Source organism: Chryseobacterium sp. Y16C, assembly GCF_022488405.1.
Taxonomy (GTDB): Bacteria; Bacteroidota; Bacteroidia; order Flavobacteriales; family Weeksellaceae; genus Chryseobacterium; species Chryseobacterium geocarposphaerae.
In genome coordinates this window covers 1,278,917-1,305,677 of record NZ_CP092711.1, presented here as the reverse complement: position 1 = coordinate 1,305,677, position 26,761 = coordinate 1,278,917, and the positions used below count along the sequence as shown (strand labels likewise).

General features: G+C 38.0%; 23 protein-coding genes. 15 read left to right on the top strand and 8 right to left on the bottom strand.

Going from position 1 to position 26,761, the window contains the following annotated elements; translation table 11 throughout:
- Positions 1 to 121: 121 nt before the first annotated feature.
- Both MKS83_RS05690 and MKS83_RS05685 read left to right on the top strand, forming a co-directional pair.
- Complete coding sequence (locus MKS83_RS05690) at positions 122 to 337, top strand: hypothetical protein (protein ID WP_240582353.1); 216 nt, start codon at positions 122 to 124, stop codon at positions 335 to 337.
- A 104-nt stretch (positions 338 to 441) separates the two neighbouring features.
- Complete coding sequence (locus MKS83_RS05685) at positions 442 to 2,040, top strand: recombinase family protein (protein ID WP_240582352.1); 1,599 nt, start codon at positions 442 to 444, stop codon at positions 2,038 to 2,040.
- A 627-nt stretch (positions 2,041 to 2,667) separates the two neighbouring features.
- On the opposite strand, the gene MKS83_RS05680 is transcribed toward MKS83_RS05685, so the two are convergent.
- Positions 2,668 to 3,279: a Crp/Fnr family transcriptional regulator gene (locus tag MKS83_RS05680; RefSeq protein ID WP_240582351.1), complete on the bottom strand. Its 612-nt coding sequence runs from the start codon at positions 3,277 to 3,279 to the stop codon at positions 2,668 to 2,670.
- A gap of 158 nt (positions 3,280 to 3,437) precedes the next feature.
- On the opposite strand from MKS83_RS05680, the gene MKS83_RS05675 reads away from it, so the two are divergent.
- The 8 genes from MKS83_RS05675 (at position 3,438) to MKS83_RS05640 (ending at position 16,092) form a co-directional block, all read left to right on the top strand.
- Positions 3,438 to 3,971, top strand: coding sequence for a hypothetical protein (locus MKS83_RS05675; protein WP_240582350.1), 534 nt, complete (start codon positions 3,438 to 3,440; stop codon positions 3,969 to 3,971).
- A complete protein-coding gene (locus tag MKS83_RS05670) occupies positions 3,968 to 4,867 on the top strand; it encodes a ferredoxin family protein (protein ID WP_410679427.1) in 900 nt (299 codons plus the stop codon). Before MKS83_RS05675 ends, MKS83_RS05670 begins: the two co-directional genes overlap by 4 nt.
- A gap of 364 nt (positions 4,868 to 5,231) precedes the next feature.
- Positions 5,232 to 6,074 carry an RteC domain-containing protein gene (locus MKS83_RS05665; RefSeq protein ID WP_240582348.1) on the top strand — a complete coding sequence of 281 codons (843 nt, stop codon included), beginning with the start codon at positions 5,232 to 5,234 and terminating at the stop codon, positions 6,072 to 6,074.
- A gap of 237 nt (positions 6,075 to 6,311) precedes the next feature.
- A complete protein-coding gene (locus MKS83_RS05660; RefSeq protein ID WP_240582347.1) occupies positions 6,312 to 6,611 on the top strand; it encodes a helix-turn-helix domain-containing protein in 300 nt (99 codons plus the stop codon).
- A gap of 72 nt (positions 6,612 to 6,683) precedes the next feature.
- On the top strand, positions 6,684 to 8,072 hold the full coding sequence (locus tag MKS83_RS05655; RefSeq protein ID WP_240582346.1) for a DUF3945 domain-containing protein: 1,389 nt from the start codon (positions 6,684 to 6,686) through the stop codon (positions 8,070 to 8,072).
- Between the two features lie 11 nt (positions 8,073 to 8,083).
- Positions 8,084 to 10,168 (top strand): type IA DNA topoisomerase, encoded by a 2,085-nt coding sequence (locus MKS83_RS05650; protein ID WP_240582345.1) that lies wholly within the window; start codon positions 8,084 to 8,086, stop codon positions 10,166 to 10,168.
- A 169-nt stretch (positions 10,169 to 10,337) separates the two neighbouring features.
- Complete coding sequence (locus MKS83_RS05645) at positions 10,338 to 10,775, top strand: DUF1896 family protein (RefSeq protein ID WP_240582344.1); 438 nt, start codon at positions 10,338 to 10,340, stop codon at positions 10,773 to 10,775.
- On the top strand, positions 10,762 to 16,092 hold the full coding sequence (locus MKS83_RS05640) for an N-6 DNA methylase (protein WP_240582343.1): 5,331 nt from the start codon (positions 10,762 to 10,764) through the stop codon (positions 16,090 to 16,092). The genes MKS83_RS05645 and MKS83_RS05640 overlap by 14 nt, the downstream gene beginning before the upstream one ends.
- Positions 16,093 to 16,250: 158 nt before the next feature.
- Here MKS83_RS05640 and mobC read toward each other — a convergent pair whose 3' ends face one another.
- Positions 16,251 to 18,242, bottom strand: coding sequence for a conjugal transfer protein MobC (gene mobC / locus MKS83_RS05635; protein ID WP_410679424.1), 1,992 nt, complete (start codon positions 18,240 to 18,242; stop codon positions 16,251 to 16,253).
- Positions 18,243 to 18,473: 231 nt separating this feature from the next.
- Here mobC and MKS83_RS05630 point away from each other — a divergent pair, with 231 nt between their 5' ends.
- Together MKS83_RS05630 and MKS83_RS05625 are read left to right on the top strand one after the other, a co-directional pair.
- Positions 18,474 to 19,436, top strand: a complete 963-nt coding sequence (locus tag MKS83_RS05630) for a tyrosine-type recombinase/integrase (RefSeq protein WP_240582342.1) — start codon at positions 18,474 to 18,476, stop codon at positions 19,434 to 19,436.
- Between the two features lie 63 nt (positions 19,437 to 19,499).
- On the top strand, positions 19,500 to 19,760 hold the full coding sequence (locus MKS83_RS05625) for a hypothetical protein (RefSeq protein ID WP_240582341.1): 261 nt from the start codon (positions 19,500 to 19,502) through the stop codon (positions 19,758 to 19,760).
- Positions 19,761 to 19,832: 72 nt separating this feature from the next.
- On the opposite strand, the gene MKS83_RS05620 is transcribed toward MKS83_RS05625, so the two are convergent.
- From MKS83_RS05620 to MKS83_RS05595, 6 genes are all read right to left on the bottom strand, one after another.
- Positions 19,833 to 20,183: a YtxH domain-containing protein gene (locus MKS83_RS05620; protein WP_240582340.1), complete on the bottom strand. Its 351-nt coding sequence runs from the start codon at positions 20,181 to 20,183 to the stop codon at positions 19,833 to 19,835.
- 401 nt (positions 20,184 to 20,584) lie between these two features.
- Entirely contained in the window at positions 20,585 to 20,869 is a 285-nt protein-coding gene (locus MKS83_RS05615) for a hypothetical protein (protein WP_240582339.1), read from the bottom strand.
- 21 nt (positions 20,870 to 20,890) lie between these two features.
- Positions 20,891 to 21,076, bottom strand: a complete 186-nt coding sequence (locus tag MKS83_RS05610) for a hypothetical protein (protein WP_240582338.1) — start codon at positions 21,074 to 21,076, stop codon at positions 20,891 to 20,893.
- 10 nt (positions 21,077 to 21,086) lie between these two features.
- Positions 21,087 to 23,807 (bottom strand): DNA ligase D, encoded by a 2,721-nt coding sequence (gene ligD / locus MKS83_RS05605; RefSeq protein ID WP_240582337.1) that lies wholly within the window; start codon positions 23,805 to 23,807, stop codon positions 21,087 to 21,089.
- Between the two features lie 45 nt (positions 23,808 to 23,852).
- The gene (locus MKS83_RS05600) at positions 23,853 to 24,044 is read right to left on the bottom strand and encodes a DUF3606 domain-containing protein (RefSeq protein WP_240582336.1); all 192 of its coding nucleotides are present in this window, start codon (positions 24,042 to 24,044) and stop codon (positions 23,853 to 23,855) included.
- Between the two features lie 138 nt (positions 24,045 to 24,182).
- Complete coding sequence (locus MKS83_RS05595) at positions 24,183 to 24,779, bottom strand: Crp/Fnr family transcriptional regulator (RefSeq protein ID WP_240582335.1); 597 nt, start codon at positions 24,777 to 24,779, stop codon at positions 24,183 to 24,185.
- Between the two features lie 268 nt (positions 24,780 to 25,047).
- Between MKS83_RS05595 and MKS83_RS05590 the strand changes: the two genes are divergently transcribed.
- The 3 genes from MKS83_RS05590 to MKS83_RS05585 all read left to right on the top strand — a co-directional run bounded on the left by MKS83_RS05590 (position 25,048) and on the right by MKS83_RS05585 (position 26,741).
- A complete protein-coding gene (locus tag MKS83_RS05590) occupies positions 25,048 to 25,323 on the top strand; it encodes a hypothetical protein (RefSeq protein ID WP_240582334.1) in 276 nt (91 codons plus the stop codon).
- A 162-nt stretch (positions 25,324 to 25,485) separates the two neighbouring features.
- The gene (locus tag MKS83_RS22235) at positions 25,486 to 25,836 is read left to right on the top strand and encodes a divalent metal cation transporter (RefSeq protein WP_262916678.1); all 351 of its coding nucleotides are present in this window, start codon (positions 25,486 to 25,488) and stop codon (positions 25,834 to 25,836) included.
- Positions 25,815 to 26,741: an NRAMP family divalent metal transporter gene (locus MKS83_RS05585; protein WP_317224477.1), complete on the top strand. Its 927-nt coding sequence runs from the start codon at positions 25,815 to 25,817 to the stop codon at positions 26,739 to 26,741. The genes MKS83_RS22235 and MKS83_RS05585 overlap by 22 nt, the downstream gene beginning before the upstream one ends.
- The last annotated feature ends 20 nt before the right edge of the window (positions 26,742 to 26,761 follow it).

Below are 26,761 nucleotides of genomic sequence, written 5' to 3'. Positions count from 1 at the left end.
AAATAATGTCGTTAAATACCTGTAATAGAACGCCATCAAGTACACTACAAAGACACTTCAAAACATGCCAGAAATGATGATTTTAAATTAATGGTGATTTATAATCATTAAGCCAATCATTATGAAAAATCATCATAAAGAAAAGAATAAAATTTCATATTCTCAGAGTAAAAAATATATCCCATCTATTGAATTAAAAAAGATTCCTCCTGAAAAAGCATTGCATTTGCTAAGAAAAGCTGGCTATGATATTAATGAAGAGCAATCCGAAGAAATAATGGAATTTATATATATTATTGTAAAACTTACCTTAAAAGAATTTTTTACATCTGACTGATAATTTGTACCTTAGCAATATATCGGAATGATGAATTTCTGCCGCATCAGTTTTGTCTTGATGCCAATCTAAAACTCAATTTTAACGAATTTATAATTACAATTATGGTTATTGCAGATCTGTATATAAGGGTGTCGACCGATGAACAAGCTGAAAAAGGTTATTCACAAAGAGATCAGGATGAGCGATTACGGAAGTATTGTGCTAATAACAATATATCGATCAACAAAATAATTTATGAAGACCATTCAGCTAAAAGCTTTGAACGTCCTGAGTGGAAAAAATATCTTCTCGAAATCAAAAAAAAGAGCCATAAAAGCAGTTTGGTTCTGTTCACAAAGTGGGATCGATTTAGTCGTAATACTGGTGATGCCTATCAAATGATCAGTCTCCTTCAAAAAAATCACATCATTCCTCAGGCGATTGAACAGCCATTGGATATGTCTGTACCTGAAAATAAGTTGATGCTCGCTATCTATCTTTCCACACCAGAGGTGGAAAATGACAGAAGAGCATTAAATACTTTCCATGGAATGCGAAGAGCAAAAAAAGAGGGACGATTGATGGGAATAGCTCCTTACGGCTATATCAACAGAAGTCATGAGGATGGTAAAAAGTATATTGCAATTAAGGATCCGGAGGCTTCCAATATTATCTGGGCATTTAATGAGATTTCCAAAGGTCATATTCCCGCTGACCATGTAAGGCTACAAATGAATAAAAGAGAGGGAGTATCAATGTCAAGAAGCGCTTTCGCCAAAGCGATGAGAAATCCGGTTTACTGTGGGAAGATCTATATTGAAGACTATAAACAAGAGGAAGCTTATTACACAGAAGGAAAACATGAAGCATTGATTAGCGAACGATTGTTTAATCAGGTTCAACAGATTATGGACAAAAAAAGAAAAGTAGAGGGTCCTGGTGGAAGGGTTCTTGGAAACGAGCGCTTTCCACTTAGAGGCCTTCTGGTCTGTCCAAGGTGTGGAAAGAATCTTACGGCAAGCGGTGCAAAAGGAAAGTCTAAAACCTATTATTACTATCATTGCCATTATAAGTGCGGATTCAGGTTTGATTCTGAAAAGTTAAATGAACTCTTTGAACTTGAAATTTCTAAACTAGAATACAATCCAATCATCAAAGAACTTATGAAGGAGATACTTTTAGATAATTATAAACAATTCACCTATGATATAGAAGCTAAAAGAAAGTCAATTTCAAAAGAGATCAATTTACTCAATGAAAAGGTTGCTAATGCAAGAGATAAATATCTTGTCGATAAATTAGATGAAGAGGATTATAAAGAGATCAAAAGGATCACAAAATCACAAATTGAGCAATTGGAACAGGAACTTCAGCAAATGGTTTCGGATAGCAAGGAACTTGACATTAGAACAAAAATAGAAAATGCACTTGACGGGATGGAAAACCTTGCAAACCTTTATCAGCAGGGAGATCTTCAAACAAAAAGGACGATTGGGTGTTTGATATTTCCCCAAAAAGTAGAATTTGACGGAAAAAGTTTTCAAACACCTAAAATGAATATTGTTGCTCAGTGTATCTACCAGTATAACAACGGATTAGGAAATAAAAAAAACCGACATCGAAGAGTGAAATCTTCAAATGTCGGTCTTGTGAACTTGACAGGACGCTACCCAAACTCATATTTTACCGACATTGAGAATTTTTCAGTTGTATATCGTTGAAAATCAACCTATTTTTAAATATGATGAAGAGTTTGATTCCTGTTAGGTATTGAAGTTTTACTCATCTTTATTAGCGCAGATGAGTTGGTAGAGTTGGCGGTATGCCAACTCTATTTTTGTTTTATCTTCAAAATTTTTGGATGATATTTTTAAAGAATTATCCATACTTTTTTTTATTGTTTACAAATTTTTATTGATCGTCTTTGTAGTTGCTCTTTAACAGTTTAGTGGGGCTGTAACTGATTTAATTATTAAGGGCAACTTGATGGCACAACTTACAGGTGGTGGCCTTTTTAATTTTTTTTTCATCTTCTTAATTTTAATTGTTTATAAATTTGGTCATTGGTGACTGAACGATAGATATATTTTTAAAGCCTATAAATTCTTCGTTTGCCACTTACTTTGCGTAATTTGAGAATTAATTTTTAAATCAATTTATAAAAACCAATATTTGTCCTTTCAGAAAAAATATATGTAGTTTTTTGCAAAATATATGGTGTTGTTATCTAGGGTTTTTTGTGTAAAATTCGGTGGCTAGAGCGAAAAAAAAATATGTAAAACTATCATAGTCTTATTCTTTCCTATTAATTCCTACTAATGTTTTTGATTATGCTACATTAATACCTTCTAATATTCTTTTTTGGCTCTTATTCGGCTTAAAGTTGATTGTGTGATTCCAAGATATGAAGAGATCATACCTAAAGGAATACGTGCAATAATATTTGGATATTTTTCAATAAGATGTTGGTAGCGTTCCGTCGCAGTAAAAACACGTAATTCGTTAGCTTTCTCTTCTGCTTTAATGTAATATGTTTCGGTAAGAATCCTTCCAATAAAATTGAACTCTGGAAACGAATGATAGAGATTTATTAATTTATCATAGCTAAGCACCAAGAGACTTGTATCTTCTACAGTTTCTAATACCTCAAAAGATCGTTTTTGACTAAAAAAACTATATACTGAAATGGCAAGATCACCCTCGAAAAGAAGCCAAGAAGTTGTGTCCTTACCATAGCTATCCAAGTAGTATGATCTAACAATCCCCTTAACAATAAAAAAAAGTGATTTTTGGATTTCATCTATATCGAGTAGAATATGCTTCTTGTTTACTTTTACCAAATGTGTATTTGAAAATAAGGCAGCACGCAGTTCTGGTGACATGGAATGGATACTTCCGAGAAATTCCAATAAAGATTCCTTAGCTGTATCTTCTTCCACTGCATTTACAATATTTCTCATTTTACTTCTGGAAAGATTAAATGTATAGTTAGTAATGATACTGGAATATACGTGAAAAATTTTAATTAAACACGCTTTTTTTTGCCTTTTATCAAAAATATTACCTGTAAATAGTGTTTAATTTGTTATTCTGAAAACCATATTACAAAAATTAATTTATGAAAAGAAGTACATTTATTAAAAAGGTATTGTTACTCAATGCCTCTTTATGTTTAGGTTTTAACCTATTGTCCTGTGCCGAGGAAGATTTCGTGCCTGTGCATGGAAATGGCATTTCGGAAAGTGAGCTTAGTAATCTTCGCAACCTATTGTTAGCAAATGGTACTATATACGTTACTTCGCCCACAAAGCATGGGGAAGCCAGGAAAAATGTGAAAATTGTGCGGGTTGAACTCGATCCTAAACTTGTTGAAAATAAAACTAAAAAAACATTTAGGCCATTAGCTAGGACTAACTTAGATATAATTGCTGCATTGATATTCAAAAAGGAGGTGAATGTGGATGTTTTAGTTAATAGGGGATTTGGTCACCTGTTTGAGTTAGTGAGTGATGATATAGTTATGATCAGTTATAAAACCCCGAGTTCACTTTCAAGACCTCTAGGACGTGGACAAACGATTTATTACATTTCTGATAAGGATCTGAACGAAAATAAAAATATTCATATTAACGAACTAAATGTACAGTCATGAATAACTCGATATATGGAACAACCGATCCTGACTACGAACAGGATGGATTCCAAATTTCCCAAGAGAGATGCGAAGGATTCAGTTATTGTGTGAATATCTGTCCAGTTGAAGCATTGACACTTGTAGAAGGTTATGTAAATGAAATATTGAATATCCGGGCATTATATGTTCAACTTGATACATGTATTATGTGTGGTGTCTGTGAGCCGGAATGCCCGACGGAAGCAATTATGCTACGCCTGAGCGGTGGTAGTCCGGGTACTACTCCGGGGACAAACCCAGGTACTGATGGGGGTGGAACAGGAGGAAATTCGGGTGGATCTTTTTCGGCAATTGCACCAGTATCAACAATCAACCTGGAGGACCGACTGAACTGTTTCAACAATGTTGTAGATAATATAAATACAACATATAAAGTAACTTTGAACGCACATAGGATAGACCTAAATTCTGATAAACCGGGGCATGCTTATTTTACTATTGAAAAATCAAACGGAAACCAGTTACAAAGGTTATCATATGGCTTCTACCCAAAATCAGGTGCAGCATCAGCTACCATGCAACCTACTCCCAGCGCTATGGGTGAAGAATCGAGTGATGAATACCGAAAAAGTGATGCAAGGTATAGCCTTTATGTTAGCAAGACACAATTTAATTCAATTATTAGCCAGTCTATTGCCTTATCAAAAGTACCGTATGATCTCAATGATAACAACTGTACACATTACGCTACCGATGTATTTAATTTACTCCTCCCGAGTAATGGACAATTAAATAATAATGGATTTTTGACACCAGATGGCGTTTATACTTATTTGGCAAATCTGAAACAGGAAGGCAATCCAAATATTCAATTAGGTCGAATCGTTCCGCCAACTAGCACAAGTTGTAATTAAGGATTATAAGTATTAGCTTTTTTGTTGAAAAGTCTTTAAGAATGTTTGACAGCCAGGAATGATAATAAGAAAATCAGGTAATAATTTTATCTTATCTTTTATTGAAATAGTAGTCTAATTTCTTTGTAGTATTAATATTATTTTATTTAATACTATGAATTCCCATGTGGCAATAATTAAACTTGTTGATAAACCGGATTTTTGCAAAATACGAGCAGATACCAATTGTGTTACTGCAAATAATTAAGCACCCTTGTAACCAATACATAAGAAATAAATTATAGTGTATATTTAATTTTGTTTTATCTCAATATGATGGGATATATTTTAAAGTGTGGGGCATAATCACTTTAAAAAAAATCATATGAAACAGGCATATAAAAACATTTTATTATCTATCGAGAAAGAAGAGATAAATGTGTCAAGAAGCAAGAAAAGTGCAATTGATGAAGCTTATCACATGGTCTCTTTTCTCGATAAAACTTTAACGGAATTAAAAGCACAAATTAATCTTAAAGGATTTGAGAGTATCCTTGATGAAATCATCTTTTTCAAACGTGTGAAACCTGAAATTTTGGGCATGCTGATGTTTTACAATAAAGTTGTAAAAATAGAGGCATATAGCCCGATAAATTCAGAGCTCACGGAGCCTTATTATACAGAACAGGTAAGGTTACTCAATAAGGAATACAAAAAGCATATAGCTTCTTCTGACTTTTACAGTTATTACCGTACAGGTCGATCTGATAAGGATGAATACTACTTTAGGCTCGGTAACATCAACTATTTCGATGGTGTGGACAGTTTCTTCTTTGAAGTTGACCGTGAGTTTTCGACCTACTACGATTACAAGATTGCACAGATCAAAGCATATGATCTCTATCATTCCTATCTTTCAGGAAAATTCAACCGACAGGAACCAACGGACAATACTAACTTTGATATCAATGAAGATGCTGAGTTTTCCTGGACTGATTCAAAAAATGCACTGATAGAACTTATCTATGCGCTTCATATTTCGAGAAGTGTTTCAAATGGAAGGCTGGGGTTACGAAAGATAAGCCAAATGTTTGAAGATATTTTTGAGGTCAGTCTTGGGGATATCCATCATGCGTTTTACCAAATGAAATTCAGGGCAGGTCAGAGAGCCCGATATTTACATTTTCTGAAACATTCACTTGAACAGTATATGGATAATGATTTGTAATTAAAATAAGCCAATTTTTTCAGAGAGGGGTAATCTATTAGATTACCCTCTTTTTTTTTACCCATATCTAGTCATACTGTACCCATAAGGTCAGCCTCAAAATAAATTTATCAATGATTTTTCGCAATTATAATTAGAAAAAAAAATTCAATATGACTGCAATATGGGTAGACCCACTGGTAGAAATAGCCGGAAAAACTAGGTCAATTTTGGCTCTGTAAACAAACAGCAAAAGCTATGAATATTGACAGAGTTGAATTTTTGAATTGGATGGAGCGCATTATGAAGCGTTTTGACATCCTTGCCGGAGACATTGAAAGCAGAGAAAAGAAACGATTGAGTATTGACGGGGAAGAGCTGCTGGACAATCAGGATGTCCTTCAGATGTTAAAGATAACTTATCGCTGTCTGCAGCGCTATCGTACCATTGGCAAGATCAAATACTTTACCATAAGCGGCAAAGTGTTCTACAAAAGTTCCGATGTCCACCAGTTTATCCGCGACAGTTATCACGGTGGCAAATATACGCCTATGTAGGAAAACAGCGGATAGCTACCGCAGATGACATTCAACAAAGGATAGATTCGAACAATGTAAAAACTTTTTATTATGAGCGAACAAACAATTTCTAAAGAAAACGGACAGCAGGTACTGGAAGCATTATCGGATATCCTCCTGGTACTTGATAAGAAAAAAAACCGTATTGAGGCAGTAAAAGGTGTGGATGAAGAAGGAAATCTAAAGACAACTGAGCCAAAGAAGTCAAATCTACTGGATTTTATGAGAATTGATAAGGGAGATGCAATAAGTAATTTCTTTTCCAACTTCTGGCGCAGGCTTAATGACCCGATATCATTCCGGTTTTTCAGGGCTCCTGAAATTGACTTGAATGAGGTTGCAAAAAAATTACAGAAAGCAATAGACCATCCTACGCCGGAGGGCAATAAACTTTTGGATGCCCTTGAGATCAAGTATGACAACAAATTAAATCAAAAAAATATGGATACAAATCAAAACTCAGAAGGCGCAGCGCCAGCAACTGAAACCAAATCGGTTTACAAATACAAAGTCGAGGATATTGACTGGACAACACTTGAAAAATTTAACCTGAATCGTGCACTACTTGAAAAGAATGGACAATTGGACAAAATGTTAAAAGGGTATAAATCAGACGGAGTTTACAGGATCGAAGGAAATTTTGACAGTGTAGTCGTGAAAGCAGATGCCCGATTGTCACTAAGAAAAGCAAAAGATAGTGATCAGGTAAAAGTCATGACGCATGGTGTCCGAATCGAACCGGATCTTAAAAACCAGTTTTATGGGCATTCTTTTTCCCCTGAAGATAAAGAGAATCTTTTAAAGACTGGGAACATGGGGCGAGTTGCAGAACTCACAAACTATTCCGATGGTACTAAAGTGAAGTCGCTTATCAGCATTGATAAACTGACCAATGAGGTCGTGTCATTTCCAGTGGAGCGTATCAAGATCAGTGAAAAGTTTGGGGGAGTTAAGTTAAATCCTGAACAGAAAGCCGAACTTCTTGAAGGAAGACCAGTTCTTGTCGAAGGTATGGTAAATACAAAGACAGGTGAAGTCTTTAACCAGCAGCTGCAGTATAACGCGGATGCTAAAAAGCTGGTCTTTATTGGGCAAAGTGAAGGACAGCAGCAGGGGCAGAATAATGTCATCCCGAATGAATTTAGAGGTCAGGTCCTGGATGAGAAGGATAGAAAACGTCTGGAGGATGGTGAAGTTATTTTTATGAAAGGTATTGTTAATAAAGAGGCCACAAAGGTTTACAATGGATATGTGTGGCAGAATAAGCAAACCGGTAGGTTGGAATTCGATTTTGACAACCCTCAGCAGGAGAAAACTCAGAAACAGGCCGAAACTCAGGGATCTGATCAGGGACAGGCAAAAAAACAGGATGATACTGCTAATAACGCGCAGAAAAATGCTGCTAAAAAGGAAAATGCCAGAGGGCCGAAAATGCACTAAGCCCTGATCTGATGAAAGCGATTATAGCAGAGAAGCCCTCAGTAGCCAACGAACTGGCTCGCATTATTGGGGCGACAGAGAAGAGGGACGGTTATTTTGAAGGTGGAGGTTTTTTTGTAACCTGGGCCTTTGGACATCTTGTAGGACTGGCGATGTCGGAGGAATATGGGATTAAGGGATTCAATAGGGAATCCCTACCCATAATCCCCGTAGAATTCAAATTGAATGGAAGAAAAGTGAAATCTGGGAATGGCTATGTGTATGATGAGGGTTCAAAGAAGCAGCTTGAAATTATTGACTCTGTATTTAGAAAGAGTGACAGCATCATTGTGGCGACGGATGCCGGAAGGGAAGGAGAGGTGATCTTCCGGTTTATCTATCAATATCTGGGCTGTACCAAGCCCTTTGAGCGTCTGTGGATAAACAGCCTTACAGAAAAGGCTATAATCCAGGGATTTCAGAATCTAAAACAGGGAAGTGAATTTGATGGTCTATTTGTGGCTGGCAGAGAACGGTCACAATGTGACTGGCTTGTAGGAATCAATGCGACACAGGCGCTTACCATTGCGATGGGTGATGGCTTATTTTCTTTGGGACGGGTGCAGACGCCTACGCTCGCACTGATCTGTAAGCGTTTTCTTGCGCATAAAGCATTCGAGGTCAAAGATTATTTTCAGCTGGAACTATCCTTGATAAAAGAAGGAATAAGTTTCAGAAGCCAATCCGAGGATAAATGGCATGATAAAGAAAAGGCCGAATCAATCATGCGGACAATTGAACGCTGTGGCGTTGCAGAGATAAAGGAGGTTGAAAAAAAATCGGGTACGATCCAGGCTCCGCTGCTTTTTGACCTGACGGGATTGCAGAAAGAGGCTAATAAAAAGCTGGGTTATTCTGCCGAACGGACACTTGAGATTGCTCAGAAGCTTTATGAAAAGAAATTTATTACCTATCCCAGAACGGGTTCTAAGTACATACCGGAGGACATTTGGCAAGAAATACCCAGTTTAATCCTGGCATTAGGTTCCCGGACATCCTGTAAGGAAGCTGTTGATCATATCAAGTGGGAACGCTATAATAAGTATATTGTAAATGATGTGAAGGTTACGGATCATCACGGCATATTGATTACTGAAAATATTCCTACCAGGCTGGAAGGAAGCGAAGATGCTTTGTACGATATGATCGCAAAACGACTTCTTGAATCTATTTCCCCGCCCTGCCACCGGGAGATCACAGACATACGAATTTCAGCACTTCATTATGATTTTAAACTGAAAGCGATCAGGATCACTTCTGCTGGCTGGAAATTGATCAATGGAAATTTTGAGGTGGAAGGTGAGGATCTTGTCACTGATTTTCCTGATCTGAAGAGCGGAATGCAGCTGAACATTGATGCTGTAAATGTACTTGCGAAAAAAACAAAACCCCCGATGCTCTATACGGAGGCAGACCTCCTTGCGACAATGGAAAATGTAGGCAGTACAGTTGAAAACGAGGAAGAACGAAAAATCCTAAAAAGCATCGGTATCGGCACACCTGCGACAAGGGCCGCTATTATCGAAACTCTTTTTGATAGGGGATATATCCTTCGGGAGAAAAAGAGTATCGTTCCCACCGATAAAGGCATGCTTGTTTATGAAATAGTGGGTGACAAGAAAATTGCTGATGCTGCGATGACGGCGCAGTGGGAGATTGCATTCGAAAAAATTGAAAATGGTGAGATTGATGCGGAACTTTTTCATGCGGAGGTTGAGCTCGCGGTACATGAAATAACCAATGAATTACTGGGCGTAAAAAGAGCTTCCGGGGATAATACGGATCTATGCTGTCCTAAATGTAAGGGCAAAGTGATCCTGCGCGAAAAAGTTGTTAAATGCAGAGATGAAGCCTGTGATTGGGTATTATTTCGCAATATCTGTGGCGTTCAGCTAAGTTATCGGGAAATTGATGCCCTTCTTGTAAAAGGCAGAACCCCATTGATAAAAAAGATGATGGGCAGAAATGGGAAATCCTTTAATGCCTACATACTGCTGGACGGGTCGGGTTCAACATCCTTTGAGTTTGAACAAAAAAAGAAAGGAAAATACAAATAGTTCATGATGTGATTTTGGTTGGTGAAGTCCGGGACCTGCAATGGTTCCGGGCTTTTTTGTGTAATGGGAATATCTTGGCAAGAATAGGAAAGCTTAGGAATCAAAACAAAGATTACTCCCTTAGCTGATTAGGTTTACCGCTATAAAGTTTAAAAAAAAATATAGCGATATGAAAAATCATAACCAGGACTATTCCTACTACCAGCTAAAGTTGCAGGATCACATCGATTCCAGTTTTCCCGAGAGATCAGGAGATAATAAATTTATCAGCCAGCGTGCAAGGTGGGCGGCAAATGCCTATGAGGGAGCGTTCCGTTCAGGGAACCATGTTATTAAATGCAATGAGATTGCTGATTACATTCTCTACGAAGGATTGCATTTTTCCAGATTTGATACACTGTTTGAGGTATTGACCTATGAATTTTCGGATGTTTTCGATGAGCTCGATTATCGTGATTTTGCACTGAAGATCCTTCCACAATGTGAGGAGATATTTGGTGATTATGAGCTGACGGATGATTTCGCTTATACAACTGATTACGATCTGTTATATACGGAGTTAACTGGCTTTATTGCAATCTGGATCGAAGGTAATGGCATTCGATAAAAAGCTTATCATCCGCCAGAATATCGATGCGATCGGGACTGTTTTCTCCCTTGAAAAAGAAGGGCGCCCCGCAACAGAAGATGAAATGTCCATACTGCAGAAGTATGCTGGATTTGGAGGGTTAAAGTTCATATTGAATCCAGTAGGGGAGCCTGACGATATCAATCATTGGAAGGCTTCCGATATGCCATATTTTCTGCTTACACAGGAATTGTTCGCACTTATCAGGGACAATTCTGAAAGTGAAAACGGCTACCGTGAGTATGTATCCAAAATAAAGGGATCGATCCTTGATGCGTTTTACACGCCTAACGAAATTACGGGAAGTATTGCAACAGCAATCAGAGATACTGGAATTTCTATTGGACGAATGCTTGAACCTTCGGCGGGGGTGGGAGCGTTTCTCGCACCATTTACAGACATCGACGACATCCGTATATGTGCTTATGAACAGGATCTTCTTACAGGGAAAATCCTGAATGCACTATATGGTCCCAGTGCGGATATCCGCATCGATAGCTTTGAAAATATAAACGAAGAAGATAGGGGATACGACCTGATTATAGGTAATATTCCTTTTGGAACAACTTCTATTTTTGATCTTTCTTATTCGAGAGGAAAGGACGAAGCACGAAAATTTGCTGCACAGAGCGTGCATAATTATTTCTTTTTGAAGGCAACTGATAAGTTAAGGGAAGGTGGCTTGCTTGCATTTATAACATCGCAGGGAGTTCTAAACAGTCAGTCCAACCTTTCGATCCGTGAAGCACTAATGCAGGAGCATCAATTGGTGTGTGCTTTGCGCTTACCGAACAATCTATTCGAGGAGAGCGGTACCTCCGTTGGAACCGACCTGATTGTTTTACAGAAGAACAGCAGGCCTCGGTCATTGTCCAGGCGTGCACTTGATTTTATGGGGATCAGCGAAAATTGTAATCTGCTATTTTACAACCCAAATCATATCATTGCGACACGATCTTTTCAAGATACTGACCAATATGGAAAGCCTACAACAATTCATTTACATGATGGTGGGACTGAAAGAATTGCAGAAGATCTTCACCGAAAGCTTTCTGAGGAATTTCAGCGGTATTTCGACCTTCAATTGTTTAATGAACATAAAGTGACAGCGATTGACACTAAAGTTTTATCAAAACCTGCTGATAACATTCCTGAGAAAAATATCATTCATAAAGGTGGTGATGAAAGAGCTATACAACTCGATCTTTTTTCCGATCAAGTGCTAGGAGAAATGTCTGTTAAAAAGACCAAGAGAAGAGGTAAAAAGACGTCTAAAAGCAATGTTACAAAATTTAAACAGCTTTCCTTTTTTGATTCCGGAGAAACCGGCACGGTGGATCAGAAAGATAAACTGGATACTGAATTTAATCATAATGAAAAGAAAGCCAATATTCAAAAACATTCGTCCAATTCCTCAAAGAAAAGGGTTGAATCCCTTTCGTTGTTCCATGAAATCGACGATAGTAAGGTTTGCAAAAATGAACCGGAAACTTTTACAGGAGAAGTAAAATCTTTTTATCGGGAGAATACGCTGATTGTTTCAAACGGTAGGGTAGGTAAACTACAAATGAACCGTCGGGACAGAGCTTTTATTTTTCAGCCGATTGAATTATCCGTAACGGACAATAAACGTATCCAAAGTTATATTAAGCTGCGGGACAGTTATCAACTACTTTATGATTTTGAAGCCAATAACAGGCAGGAGGATGTAGAGACCAGAAAACTTTTAAACTGGACCTATGATGATTTTGTGGCTCGGTTTGGAAATTTAAACACGGCAGAGAACATTAAATTTATAAAAATGGATGCTTCGGGGAATGAAATTCCCTATCTGGAGCGGGTGGTTGGCGGTGTAATACATAAGTCTGATATTTTTGACCATCCGGTCAGCTTTTCGACAAGAGAAGTCGTGGTAAAAAGTGCTTCTGAAGCTCTATCTGCGTCGCTTAACCTGTTGGGTAGTGTTGATCTGGGGTTTATGGAAGAGATCAGCGGGTTTACTGAAAGTGAATTGCGTGAAAATTTACAGGGTCAGATATTCTACAATCCACTTTCAGGCCAAATGGAGGTTTCCCAAAAGTTTTTGGCTGGAAATGTCGTGTTAAAGGCCCGTCAGCTAACCGAGTATATTTCCTTGCATCCACAAGACACAGAAGCCCTAAAAAGCCTAGAGGCGCTTGAAAAAGCCCGGCCTGAGGCCATAAAATTTGATGAACTGGATTTTAACTTGGGCGAACGATGGATCGGATGTGATATTTACAACAGGTTTGCCAGCCACCTTTTTGATACGGAAATCAAAATTTACTATTCGGAAAGCAGTGATGACTTTTCGGTCAATGCGAAAGCCAGCAATATAAAAATCACTGAAAAATATGCGATAAAGTCGGAGAGCAGAACATTTGACGGATTGAATCTACTGCGCCATGCCCTGGTCAATACGACCCCCGATATTACCAAAACAGATTATCTCGCGGACGGAACTGCCGTAAAAGTCAAAGATATGGATGCCATCCAGATGGCCAACGGAAAAATTGACGAGATACGGAATGAGTTTACGGACTGGTTATATCAGCAGAATGATGATTTTAAAAATGAGCTGACAGCACGCTACAATGACCTTTTTAACTGTCATGTAAGACCTTATTACGACGGTGGTCACCAGACCTTTCCAGGACTGGACCGTGCAGCACTAGATATTGAGGATTTATATGACAGCCAGAAAGATGCCATCTATATGCTTAAAAGCAACAATGGTGGTATCTGCGACCACGAGGTAGGAGCCGGAAAGACACTTATTATGGTCGGGGGCGCACAGGAAATGAAAAGGCTGGGCCTTGTTCATAAACCGATGATCATTGCGCTGAAAGCCAATGTCCATGAAATAGCCGAAACCTATCGAAAGGCCTATCCATTTGCGAAAATTTTATATCCGGGTAAAAAAGATTTTACACCACAGAAAAGGTTAAAAATCTTTGGTGATATCAAAAATAATGACTGGGACTGTATCATACTAACGCATGATCAGTTTGGAATGATCCCCCAGTCTCCCGAGTTACAGAAAGAAATTTTAGAGGCAGAACTTCATTCTGTGGAACAGAACCTAGATGCCCTGCGCAATCAGGGTAAGGATGTATCGGGTGCAATGCTTAAGGGTGTAGAAATTAGAAAGAGGAACCTGAGCGTAAAATTGAAAACGCTGGAACATGACATTGAAAACCGTAAAGATGATGTGGTTGATTTTAAGATGATGGGAATTGATCACCTGTTTGTGGACGAAAGCCATAAATTCAAGAATCTGATGTTCAACACGCGCCATGAGCGTGTCGCTGGGCTTGGAAATGTTCAGGGAAGCCAAAAGGCGCTCAACCTTCTTTTTGCGATACGCACTATTCAGGAAAGAACAGGAAAGGATCTCGGGGCCACATTCCTCTCCGGTACGACAATTTCAAATTCACTGACTGAGCTATACTGTCTGTTTAAGTTTTTAAGACCCAATGCGCTGGAACGACAGGGAATAAACTGTTTTGATGCCTGGGCTGCTATCTATGCCCGAAAGTCCATAGACTATGAATTCTCGGTAGCGAACAATATTGTGCAAAAAGAAAGGTTCAGGCATTTTATCAAGGTTCCCGAACTTTCACAGTTCTATACTGAAATTACCGATTATCGTACAGCAGCAGATATCGGTATAGACCGGCCCACAAAAAATGAGATCCTTTACCATATTCCCCCAACTGCCGAGCAGGAAATCTTTATTAAAAAATTGATGGAATTTGCGAAGACCGGCAATGCTGAATTACTTGGGAGGCCGCCTCTGTCACCGACTGAGCAGAAAGCGAAAATGCTTATTGCAACGGATTACGCAAGGAAAATGTCCCTGGATATGCGTCTGATCTCTCCACGATATGCTGACGACCCCGGAAACAAGGCTTCGGTTTGCGCAGGTAATATTGCAAAATATTATAGAGATTACAATGCACAAAAGGGGACACAGTTTGTTTTTTCTGACCTAGGAACCTATAAGACGGACGAATGGAACGTATATAGTGAAATAAAAAGAAAGCTTGTTCATGATCATGGTATACCAGAAGATGAAATTCGTTTTATTCAGGAAGCGAAGACCGAAGATCAGCGTAAGGAGCTGATAAAGGCTACGAATGAAGGCAGGATCAGGGTTCTATTTGGATCTACTGAAATGCTGGGAACAGGTGTAAACGCGCAGAAAAGGGCGGTTGCTGTACATCATCTTGACATTCCCTGGAGGCCGTCGGATCTGGAACAGCGGGATGGCCGTGCGGTACGAAAAGGGAATGAGATTGCTAAATTTTTTGCTGGAAATAAGGTTGATGTCTTTATTTATGCTGTTGAAAAATCCCTTGATGCGTATAAATTTAATACGTTGGCGAATAAACAACGCTTTATAGGCCAATTAAAAAGCAATACGATTGCGGTGAGAACACTTGATGAAGGAGGTATGGATGAAGTGTCAGGAATGAATTTTTCCGAATATGTAGCTTTACTTTCCGGCAATACCGATCTGCTGGAAAAGGCGAAGGTTGAAAAGAAGATATCTGTTCTGGAAAGCGAGAAGCATGCATTTTTACGTTCAAAATGGAGTTCTTCCTCCAAACTTGAAAACCTGACAGAAGAACTTGAAACAAGATCCTCGCGGTTAGAAAGGCTCAATGCCGACTGGAACAATTTTCAGAACCGGGTACAGAGGTCTAAGGATGGAAATATATTAAATCCAATACAGCTGGATGGGCTTTCTAAAGATGCGAGTATAAAGGAAATAGGTGCTAGACTCAGTAAGCTGGCTGCTGTATCAAGAACTGGAGGAGATTATGAGGAAATAGGGGCATTATATGGTTTCCGTTTACTTGTTAAAACAGAAATGACTCAAAAAGACAGTTCCAGCCTTGTGGAAAGAGATAACAGGTTTTTCATTTGCGGTGAGGGTAATATCAAATACACCCATAACAATGGTATCATGGCAAGCGATCCAGAGCGGGCGAGTCTAAATTTTATCAGTGCACTGCAGAAACTTCCCGGACTTATCGAGGAAGACGAGAAAAAATTGAAGGCACTGAAAGAGGATCAGGTTGTGCTTAACGATATTGTTTCTGGAAGCTGGAATAAAGAGAAGCAGCTCGCGTCGCTTAAGACGGAATTAGCTTCTGTTGAACGTAAAATACAATTATCCTTAGAAACAGAAAAAAAGGATGGGGCGGAAGATGAAAAAGTTGAAGTACTTGAAGAGGAGAAGTCAAAAAAAAGCAATCAATTCAAAATCTAAAGTCATCTCTTTTGATATAAGATGGAGGTGTATACATTCTATTGGCGGAGATCAAAATGAAAGGAAGCTATCCAAGTCGGATAGCTTCATATTGTTCGGAAAGAGGATATGACAATCTTTTTAACTTAATATGTAAGCAAAAGAAATAGGTGAAAAATCTACTTTTTATCTATTTTGATTAAGTGAGATAATTCAGGATCGTTGTTAATTCTTGATAGCTCATTTGAAATTATGAAGGAAACATCAAGTTTTATCTTGCGATAATTTTCGTCAATTTCTTTTTCCATAATATCATCACCAGTCTCTGAAAGAAAGGACCGAATCTGTGGAATCGGTTTATAATTCTTGGTTTCATTGGCAACTTTTTCATTATCTACTACGATCTGGGCATGGAAAATTTTTTGTTCTATTTTCTCCCCAAAATTGTCAGCGACAGCTCCGACAAACATTCCCTGTGATAAAGTTGAAATCTTAGATGCGGGTATCAGGCTATCCAGCTGCGTAGAAATGGATGAGCTTGTATCATTTCTATTGATACTGATTGACTGTCTTTTTTGTACAATTTTCCCAAATCTTTCGGAAAGGTTTTTTGCGGTATCTCCAACAACTTGGCCAGCGAATATATTACCCACAATATTTTGGATTACTTTGGACTCTTTATCACCGTAATCCCGTGTCAACATTGAGTAATCCTGCAATCCCAGGCATACCGAAATCAAATTACTTCTGGCACTGGCTATCAGATTATCGAGGCCCCTAAAAAATATTTGTGGCAACTCGTCGATAATTAGGGAGCACTTTAATTGCTTCTTTTTGTTGATTAAACGGACAATCCTCGAATTATAAAGACCTAAAGCAGCGGAGTATATATTTTGTCTGTCAGGATTGCTTCCAACGCATAAGATCTTAGGAGCGTCAGGATTGTTAATATCAAGACTAAAATCGTCTCCGCTCATTACCCAATAGAGTTTGGGAGATATAATTCTTGATAATGGTATTTTAGCCGACGCGATCTGGCCTTGGAGCTGATCTTGGGCTCCGCCTTCCCATGCATCAAGGAAAGGACTTAAATAGTTTTCCAGTTCAGGATAACTAGTAAGAATGGTAAAAAGGTCGGCGTACTTCTTGTTCAAAAGTTCAATAGCGTGCGGAAATGTACAATACTTGCCATCTTGATAAATCTTAAGAAACCAGATAATTGAAGCAAGTAGTATTATGGGAGATTCAACAAAGAAATCGCCCTGTTTCTGAATCCATGTTCTGTTTAAGTTTAACATTATAGTATATGCTGATTCGTATGCATCTGATATATCTGTCAAAAATGATGGACTTAAAGGATTACAACGATGGCTGCGACGTGGATCATCAAAGTTTAAGACATAAAACTGTGGTCTGACTTTATATTTATCATAATGCTTCAACAAATGGTTATATACAATGACAGAAAGATCATCAAACTTAAAGTCGAAAACATACATCGAAAATCCCTTCTCGATGTGTTGCTTGATATAATTATTGATTATAGCATAGCTTTTTCCAGATCCTGGGGTCCCAGCAACTATTGCTGCACGAAAAGGGTTGACCACATTAATATATCCATCGTTCCATTTACCCTTATAGTAGAATTTGGTAGGTAAGTTGACGGAATATTCGTTTTCGATAAGTCTGGTTTCCTGTAAGAAACTTTCATTTTCGTTATTAAAAGGGTCATCCATTAACCTGCTTTTCAGCAGTCTGCTCATCCATAGTCCTGCAACCATAAGTAGGATAAATCCAGCAGAGGTTGTTAGCATATAGAGCAAAGCAGAAATTTGGATAAGGGGAAAGTTTAAAAGGTAAAGTATTGAACCTATTATCAAGCAGCTATTGATATTTGTCCATTTTATCTTTTCATTTTTTACTCCTTTTGTACCCAAACAACTTAGTGCCAATAAAATCAGGGCAAATAACTTACTATTAAAGGAATTGGAGAACAGGCCTGAGGTTCTTTGAAAATTCTTCAATATCCTCTCCAAAACTTCAAGGGTCCATCCCTGTACATAAAAGAAAGAATAACAGAACCAATAGAAATTCATCAGTAGCAATAAAATACTTACTGCGCGCATAAAGGCCATGATCTTGGCCAATCCCCGTAAATCGTCTTCTTGCATAATTAACTGTTTTCGGCATAGATATAAGGATGGCTATGACTATTTTCCAATGTGAACTACAGGTACCTATAATGACCTATATTGTCTCAATTTTGTTGATTAGTTAATTGATTTATAGATGATTAATATCAGATGCTATGCATTGCATATATTGTACCCACGTTATATCTTTGGAGCCGTTAAATTTTAAGGAAGAATTTATTGGGCTTAAATATTACCAAATAGAAGATAATGGGATGTTTTATTGATCGCTGTCGGAAAGTGATGGATGATATGGAATTAGGAATTGTGAAAAAGAAAGACGGGGATCTATATAGTGCATTCACAATTCGGAGTATGCGCAGTAACATCCGTGTGGTACAAAGTTTTGTAGTTGCTACGCGTGGTGTACTTAGAATGGAGGACGTAAATAAAGAACTTGTAGCCGATTTCCATCAATTTTTGCTTGATAAAAATCTGGCTAAAAATACTATTTCAGGAAGACTTAACGGACTTCGATTTTGGATAAGAAGATTTTGCGGTGAAAAATTACTTGATTACTGTGGCGAACGTGGTAAATACCCGATGGAAATTACCACAGCAATTGCTTTAAGTATTGAGGAATTAAGGACATTGTATAATTTATCACTTCCAAATGGCCAGAAAAAAGACCTCGATATTTTTATTTGTCAGTGTTTCTTAGGGCTACGAGTTGGAGATATGTTTAAATTTTTGAAAAATATCGCTGTAAGGCAACGTACATTGGATGGCCATATTTTTTTCGAAATATTGACGGGCAAAAAAGGTACTCCTGTCGTTATTCCGGCAGCAATAATCGTTATGCAGATTTTTAAAAAATACGGTAATTCCCTACAAAAAGGATTTTCGGAATCGCACTATAATAGTACGCTTAAGAAAATTGTGGAAAAGTCTACCATTGAAAGAGAAGTTGCCTTTTTTAGAACGCAAGGCGGGAAGAAAACGGAAAAAATTGTAAAGCTTTCATCATTAACAAGTAGTCATACTGCAAGGAGAACATTTGCAACTAATGGTTATCTCGCGGGAATAAGTCCGTTCGACTTGATGAAGATAACGGGCCACAAGTCGCTGAATTCTTTTTTCAGGTACATGAGATGTGACAATATCGCAGTTGCCCTGAAAATTTCTACACACCAATTTTTTAAAATAGACTTTTCGGAATCAGTAATCGATTAAAGTATTTATATTTTGCTGTAAAATTCATATAATTAGGGAGAATTTTACACGTAACTTTTTTCTATGCAGGACACAATTGGAAAATATGAGGAGCATTTTGACAAACAGGTATTCCGGGTAACTTATAAATTAAAGGATTATCAGGTTATTCTACTTAAAAAGGATCTGAAAAAAGATCTTAAGGAAATAAGCATACTTTTAGATGGTGTTGTTCAGAGAATGATTAAAGAGGAGGGAAAGTGGCGTTTTGAACATGGTAATGACCGGGAGCTGGCCAATGATATCTGGCGTGCAATTTCATTACGGTATCGAATCTTCATGTGATTATTCTTGCATATGAACGAGGAAAAAAAGTGGATAACATATCGTTATCCACTTGCCCAGAAATAGTAAATACTATTTTTTAAGATCATTTTCTTTTGACTCGGCCTGTACGTTAGCATCTTCTAGGTTGGATGCCACTTTGCCTTTAAGTTTATCGAAACTGTCGGCAACCGTACTGGCAACATTATTTGCGGTATCTTTAATATTTGAGGAAACATTGTTATACTGATCTTTTACAGCTTCGGTAACTTCACCATATTTATTTTTCGCTTGATCTTTTAAATCCTCTGATTTCTTTTTTATTTTCTTTCTGGTTTCCTGTCCACTATCTGGAGCAAATAGGAGCCCTACAAGCGCTCCAATAGCAGCACCTGCCACTATTCCCAGAACCAAGCCCGTTTTGTTATTTTTTTCGTTGCACATTGTATATATATTTTAAGTGGTTTATAAATAACTGAATGCAAAAAATACAATTAATATACCAATTTAAGCTCTTCTCGAGTTAAAAGTAAGGTTCAGGTAATAGTCGTAACATTCGACCGTACTTAGACGTATTAACTAATTTATTCTTGGTTTCCGCTATAAGATATGATTTAAAAGGTTAGCCTGTCGCCAATCTATATTTTAAATTGTGATTCTAACAAAAATGAAAGCTTATGGAAGACAATGTAGGAGTACGGTGATCTTAATCTAAGAGATGGATCTGGAAAAAAATAAAAGAATTTCCTCACCCGCGCAGTACCTCGTTAACAATGTTTTGTCCAGAAACAAATATTACTCATGATCCTTTGGATGACTTGCGTGTTTAATGCATTTAATTTTGGTTATCTATCGATATATTTTTCAGTAACCTTCCAAACATCCGATTTTTCAATATTCTGTAAAACCCATGCTTTGGCAGCTATGGCAGTTCCAGCGACAGTTGTATAGGGAGCAACATACATATTAATTTGATCCGGCTCAATTACCTCGATATCACCTGTGGAAATCGCACCACCTGAAAAATCGATAATTACCTCCATATACACGCAGTCCATTAACGGTCGAAAATTAAACTTTCCCAGACTACCTATATAAATATGTGTATTGTCAAAGTTTATATGTCTCATAACTTTTATATTAACTCACCCTTAAGACTCATCTTTCGTATTCTTGACAAGACTTATTCCAGAAGCGAAGAAAATAAGCGCCAAAATACCGACTACCGCCAAATTTGTATAAGCGGTACTTTTCATGATGAGCTCATAGCCTGTGTAAATTAATCCTCCTATTCCTAATATTGTCAGAATAGTTCCGAATATCCGTTTTACGTTCATAATTTCTTTATTATTTGTTAAATTTCTGATTATCCGAAAATTTTTCTATTGCAGCTTTAAGATCGATGCCTTTACCAAGAACAGGTTTAAAAATATCACCTTCAGACTCCATTCGTTCCATCGCATTGAAAATATGGAAGTCAGACATTTTTAGGCCCTTCTTGACTTCATCCCAATGCAAAGGCATTGATACAGTGGCACCCGGTTTTGGTCGAACGGAATAAACCGAGGCAATGGTGGCATGCGCCCTGTTCTGTAGAAAATCAAGGTACATTTTCCCCTTACGATCTTTAATAGCACGTTCAAGACTGGTATAATCAGGTAGCTCTCGATGCACCAGCGTTACAATAACACGTGCAAATTCCTTGCACTGTTCATAGGTATATTTATTACCTAATGGGATGTATATATGCAATCCTGTTGAGCCGCTCGTTTTACAATATGAGGGTACGCCCATGTCATCAAGAATTTGCTTAGTAACCTGTGCAGCTGCAATTACCTGATCAAACGAATTCTTGTCAGGATCTAGATCGATGATGCAATAGGTGGGATGTTCCGGCTTTTTGACGGTACTGTTCCAGGGATTCATTTCGATGCATCCCAAATTGGCCATGTACAGTAATGTCGCCTCGTCTTTTCCGACGAGATAATGCCTGTCTTTATCAGCAGAATCACTGTGATACAAGTAAGTATCGGCCCATTCCGGTGCTGTATCAGTGACATTTTTAAAATAGAAACCTTCGTCCTCTATTCCGTTTGGAAACCTGTTCATGCTCTGTGGCCTTCCTTTTAGATAAGGTACGATAAAGGGTGCTGCCTGATAATAATAGTTGATCAGATCCCTTTTCGTGATTTTTTCTTTCGGCCAGAATATTTTGTCCAGGTTGGTAAATTTTAGTTCGTGCTTATTGATTTTTCTGACCTGCGTCTTATCCTTAGGATTCAGCAAGGTCTTACGGCCACTGTCAGACCGTGAAGGTACAATTGACCTTGTATTATCCTCTTCGATTATTTCTTCAATAGGTTCTTCATTTTCAAGCACGACTTTCTTAGCACTTTTATCTTCCCGCATACCATCAAATGATGGATGCCGCATTACCCCATCGCTGGTCATTTCCGTAAAACTCACCTCACAGACAAGTTCGGGTTTAAGCCATGTTACGGTCGCATGGGGTGGATTGGGTCTGAACCGCGAAAGTTTATTGACATCGGGTTCTTCGGTAAAGGGCACTTTCTTTGAAATCAAAGGCTTGAATTGCGCCATCATTTCTTTCTGCATTTTCTCATTGAACCCGGTGCCTACCTTACCCGTATAGACCAGTTTTTTACCTTCATATACGCCAACGAGGATACTGCTAAAGAGTTTGCTGGAATCGTCGTTTAAGGTAAATCCGCCAATGACTACTTCCTGCCGCTTATTGGCTTTTATCTTGAGCCAATCGCGTGAACGGTTATGGATATGATATATGCTGTCCTTCCGTTTGGCCATAATCCCTTCAAGACCGAGTTTTTTGGCTTCCTCCAAGAAAGCAATACCCGAAGTTTCAAAATGTTCACTTACTAATATATTATTGCTCTTAGGCAGGATTTCTTTCAATATGGCTTTACGCTCGCAAAGTGTTAATTCAGTAAGATCTTTCTCTTTGTACCATAAGATATCGAATATATAATAAACCAGATCGCCGTCCGCTTCACTTCGCCAGTTCTGTAATGAACCGAAATTCGCGGTACCATTTTTGGAGAGTACAACAACCTCACCATCAATGATGGCATCAAGATCCATATCTTTTAACGCGTGATATACCGGATAAAACTTTTCATTAAAGCTTTTATCATTGCGCGATTTAAGCTCTACCTTACTATCTTTCATAAATGCTACAGCCCTATAGCCGTCCCATTTCACTTCATAAATCCAGCCTTCGTCATCAAAAGGTTTATCGACAAGCGTAGCAAGCATAGGTTCCACACTGGTATAAAAAGCCTGTTTGGGTGCCTTTTTTAATAATTCGGCAACTTTTTTCGAGGCATTTATTCCGTCTGCAGATACAGCCTCCAACTGATCTGTTATTATTTCAGCGGCCTCATTTGCGGTGGACTTTTTATCCTTTACTGTGGTATCTTTCTTGATGATATTTTTCCCGTACACCCTGTCCGGAGATTTTTCCATCTGGGCAATGGTCTTTTTTGAAATAACGGATTTATCTTTAAGTGTAACATCATCTGTTGTGGCATATTTGTCATCAAGCTTAAATAATAGCCATCCATTCTCGCCCCTTCCATGGGCCTTCACAAGAACAAACTCACCTTTTAGCTTACTGCCATTGAGTTTGAATTTTATTTTTCCTGAATTGAGCTGATGGAGCAGACTTTTTTCCATCTTTTTAAGATCTTCCCCTTCAAAATCAACGGCTTCATAGGTTCCCTCGTCCCACACAATCACTGTTCCGCCACCGTATTGTCCTTTAGGGATGATGCCTTCAAAATTGCGGTAATCATACGGATGATCTTCGACCATCATGGCCAGACGTTTGATTTCAGGGTCCAACGATGGCCCTTTTGGAACCGCCCAGCTTTTTAAAACGCCGTCCATTTCCAGACGAAAATCATAATGCAAATGGGAAGCATCATGTTTTTGTACTACAAAGCGTAACTCTTTCCCACTCGGCTTCCCGCCAAAAGGTTCAGGGGTTTTCTCCTCCGAACGCTTTTGGCGATATTTAGATAATCCCATAGCTTTATAATTTAAATGTTATTCGAATTAATGAAAAACAAAGTTTTACTTTCCGTGACGCTTTTTCAAATAATCTGTTAGCACTTTTCTATCGTTTGATCCGGTAGCCCGTATAGCTCCTGTAACTGCCTGAGAACTCACACCCATTTTTTCCTTAAAATATTGGATTTCGTAATTCTCCGATCCGCTTACTTTATTTCTGTCGGATTTTCCTTTTTTTGATTTGTTGTCTGTCATAATAATAGTTTAAAAGATTACAATTCAGTATTTCGATTTTTAATTAAACCTTAAGCTGGCAATCAAATATTTATATAACATCAGGCGATATAAATTCGATTGATTTCTTTTCATTTAACACACTTTTTTTATCAGACATTAATAAAAGATCTTTCTGTCCTTAACAAGTATTAGTCCTTCTTCATTCATTTTTTTAACGGTACGGATTACAGTTTCTACACGCAGTCCCGTCAAATTTGCAATTTGCTGTCTTGTCAAGGGAAAAGAATATGAAAACTGTCCTTCCACAGACGCAGATCTTTTGTAATAATCTAGAAGAGCCAGTATTTTAGGGATCGGCTCGTTTGCTGAGTTGCCAAAAAGCATGGTGTATTTATAAAACAATCTATCTGAAAGATATCCTAAAAGGCTGAATACAATACTTTTATTTTCATCCAGAAGCTCTAGAAATTGTGTCTTTGGTAGATACAATATGGTACATTCATCTTTTGCTACAGCGTTCATTGGATAATGATTCCCTCCAAACAGAAGTGATTCCCCGATACTTTGACCTGCTGATAGGATATTTAAGGTAAATTCCTTTCCATCTTCATGATAGTTATTGAGCTCTACAGTTCCTTTACTGATCTGCAGATAGGCCGCTGGGTTATCACCCCGGCTAAAAATTGTTTCTTTTCCAGCGTAATGGTGAAAAACAGCACCGTATTTAAACAGAATATTCTCATCAATGACCATGAATAAAAGATTTTTTAACAAATAAGAATTCATTATACCTGAGCCGGCAAGGTGAGAATACAAATATTGGACCGATGAAGGGAATACAAATTCAGCTAGATTTTAAGAAATTCTGATAAGGTATTATTTATTGTATAATAACAAATTTCAAAAACAAATTCATTGAACAATTGTTTATAAGATGCGCTAATAAAATACGTGGTCTATTGATCTTTCGACTGATCTGAAAGATCATTCCGAAATTTATCGAACTTATATTTTTACATTTATGAACGGGCTTATTTTTGACGATGTCACAATTCAGATTGGTGGTACTGCACAATTTTTTTTTGATCCCGAGATTGGGCAAAAATCCATCCCAGCAATTATTGAATTTCGCGGAGGTGAAAAAGCATATGCTGAAATTTCCGAAGTCCATGTAAATAGAATAGTAATTAAAGTTGGTGAATACTCAGTGGGACCGGAGGAAAAGCTTCCCGGAGGAAGTTGGTTTTTGCAATATAATAAGAAGAATGACAATTGGAGAATAGTCAAAAAACTCTAGTTAAAATAAACAGTCAGAATGCAGCATCTTGGTATGGTCACGAATTTTGTTGGCAAATAGCTATTTAAATTTGCGCTAGCTTTATTTACCAGTTTATGAGGCGTAATTTTTAATATCTTTAATACAATTAATTGCGGGGATAAACCGATTTAAAATAAACCTATGTCAAAAGAAAGGAATGACTCCAAAATCCTGGGATTTTTTAAAAAATTAGGTCCCGGGCTGATCACTGGTGCCAGTGACGACGATCCTTCAGGAATTGCGACCTATTCACAGGCAGGTGCACAATTTGGGCTTTCTACTTTGTGGACCGCTCTGCTTACTTTCCCGCTGATGGCAGCCATAGAGGGTATGTGTGCGAGGATCGGTCTTGTAACCTGCGAAGGGCTTACAGTAACGTTAAAAAAACATTACTCAAAACCTATTCTCTATAGCATGCTGTTTTTTAGTTTTCCGGCAATTACCCTAATATCGGAGCCGATATACAGGGAATGGGAGCGGTGGCAAATATGATATGTCCTAACATACCGGTATCAGTTTTTTGTGTTATTATCACCGCTCTGCTTCTTTTTATCATCATAAATTATTCTTATCAGAAAATATCAATGATCCTGAAATGGCTATGTCTAAGTTTATTATTATATATAATCGTACCTTTTATGGTCGGTCAGGACTGGGTTCTGGTAGCGAAAAAAACTTTTATACCCACGGTAAAATTTGATAAAGAATTTCTTTCCATCATAGTAGCAATTCTTGGAACCACAATTTCCCCTTACTTATTCTTTTGGCAGACTACGATGGAAGCAGAAGATCAGGCGCATAAGGGCGCAATAATAGTGGATAAGCAGGTATTAAGTGAAATGAAGACCGATGTAAATTTGGGAATGCTCCTGTCCAATATGGTCATGTTCTTTATGATCCTTACTACAGGAACAGTACTTTTTAATGGTGGAATCCATAAGATTGATACAGTGGATCAGGCAGCCAAGGCACTTGAACCATTAGCTGGAAAGCTTACCTATTTTATTTTTGCTACAGGAGTTCTGGGGACGGGATTGCTCGCAATTCCGGTTCTTGCAGGCTCACAATCCTATATGCTTGCTGAAACGTTCGGATGGAAGGCAGGATTAGATAAAAAATTCTCTCAGGCAAAACCTTTCTATGGATCAATTATAGTGTCCCTTCTTGTGGGGCTTTCTCTTGACTTTTTTGGTGTAAGCCCAATTAAAGCGCTGCTTTACACAGCAATTGTATATGGATTGACAGCTCCGGTCATGATCGCAGTCATTATGCATATCGCAAATAATAAAAAGATAATGGGCAAGAATACAAACACGAGACTTTCCAATATTCTTGGAACGATGACCTTTATATTGATGACGGCAGCAGCTGTAGGGCTTATATACTTTATGTTTTAAACATTTTTTAAAAAGAAAAG

What these genes read in the sequence shown, in the direction of transcription:
- MKS83_RS05650 (WP_240582345.1), top strand. Translation starts at nt 8,084, where the DNA reads ATGAAAGCGATTATAGCAGAGAAGCCCTCAGTAGCCAACGAACTGGCT.
- MKS83_RS05680 (WP_240582351.1), bottom strand. Translation starts at nt 3,279, where the DNA reads ATGAGAAATATTGTAAATGCAGTGGAAGAAGATACAGCTAAGGAATCT.
- MKS83_RS05610 (WP_240582338.1), bottom strand. Translation starts at nt 21,076, where the DNA reads ATGAACGTAAAACGGATATTCGGAACTATTCTGACAATATTAGGAATA.
- ligD (WP_240582337.1), bottom strand. Translation starts at nt 23,807, where the DNA reads ATGGGATTATCTAAATATCGCCAAAAGCGTTCGGAGGAGAAAACCCCT.
- MKS83_RS05595 (WP_240582335.1), bottom strand. Translation starts at nt 24,779, where the DNA reads ATGGTCATTGATGAGAATATTCTGTTTAAATACGGTGCTGTTTTTCAC.
- MKS83_RS05655 (WP_240582346.1), top strand. Translation starts at nt 6,684, where the DNA reads ATGAGCGAACAAACAATTTCTAAAGAAAACGGACAGCAGGTACTGGAA.
- MKS83_RS22235 (WP_262916678.1), top strand. Translation starts at nt 25,486, where the DNA reads ATGTCAAAAGAAAGGAATGACTCCAAAATCCTGGGATTTTTTAAAAAA.
- MKS83_RS05625 (WP_240582341.1), top strand. Translation starts at nt 19,500, where the DNA reads ATGCAGGACACAATTGGAAAATATGAGGAGCATTTTGACAAACAGGTA.
- MKS83_RS05645 (WP_240582344.1), top strand. Translation starts at nt 10,338, where the DNA reads ATGAAAAATCATAACCAGGACTATTCCTACTACCAGCTAAAGTTGCAG.
- MKS83_RS05670 (WP_410679427.1), top strand. Translation starts at nt 3,968, where the DNA reads ATGAATAACTCGATATATGGAACAACCGATCCTGACTACGAACAGGAT.
- MKS83_RS05620 (WP_240582340.1), bottom strand. Translation starts at nt 20,183, where the DNA reads ATGTGCAACGAAAAAAATAACAAAACGGGCTTGGTTCTGGGAATAGTG.
- mobC (WP_410679424.1), bottom strand. Translation starts at nt 18,242, where the DNA reads ATGCAAGAAGACGATTTACGGGGATTGGCCAAGATCATGGCCTTTATG.
- MKS83_RS05690 (WP_240582353.1), top strand. Translation starts at nt 122, where the DNA reads ATGAAAAATCATCATAAAGAAAAGAATAAAATTTCATATTCTCAGAGT.
- MKS83_RS05640 (WP_240582343.1), top strand. Translation starts at nt 10,762, where the DNA reads ATGGCATTCGATAAAAAGCTTATCATCCGCCAGAATATCGATGCGATC.
- MKS83_RS05665 (WP_240582348.1), top strand. Translation starts at nt 5,232, where the DNA reads ATGAAACAGGCATATAAAAACATTTTATTATCTATCGAGAAAGAAGAG.
- MKS83_RS05600 (WP_240582336.1), bottom strand. Translation starts at nt 24,044, where the DNA reads ATGACAGACAACAAATCAAAAAAAGGAAAATCCGACAGAAATAAAGTA.
- MKS83_RS05590 (WP_240582334.1), top strand. Translation starts at nt 25,048, where the DNA reads ATGAACGGGCTTATTTTTGACGATGTCACAATTCAGATTGGTGGTACT.
- MKS83_RS05585 (WP_317224477.1), top strand. Translation starts at nt 25,815, where the DNA reads ATGGGAGCGGTGGCAAATATGATATGTCCTAACATACCGGTATCAGTT.
- MKS83_RS05630 (WP_240582342.1), top strand. Translation starts at nt 18,474, where the DNA reads ATGGGATGTTTTATTGATCGCTGTCGGAAAGTGATGGATGATATGGAA.
- MKS83_RS05685 (WP_240582352.1), top strand. Translation starts at nt 442, where the DNA reads ATGGTTATTGCAGATCTGTATATAAGGGTGTCGACCGATGAACAAGCT.
- MKS83_RS05660 (WP_240582347.1), top strand. Translation starts at nt 6,312, where the DNA reads ATGAATATTGACAGAGTTGAATTTTTGAATTGGATGGAGCGCATTATG.
- MKS83_RS05615 (WP_240582339.1), bottom strand. Translation starts at nt 20,869, where the DNA reads ATGAGACATATAAACTTTGACAATACACATATTTATATAGGTAGTCTG.
- MKS83_RS05675 (WP_240582350.1), top strand. Translation starts at nt 3,438, where the DNA reads ATGAAAAGAAGTACATTTATTAAAAAGGTATTGTTACTCAATGCCTCT.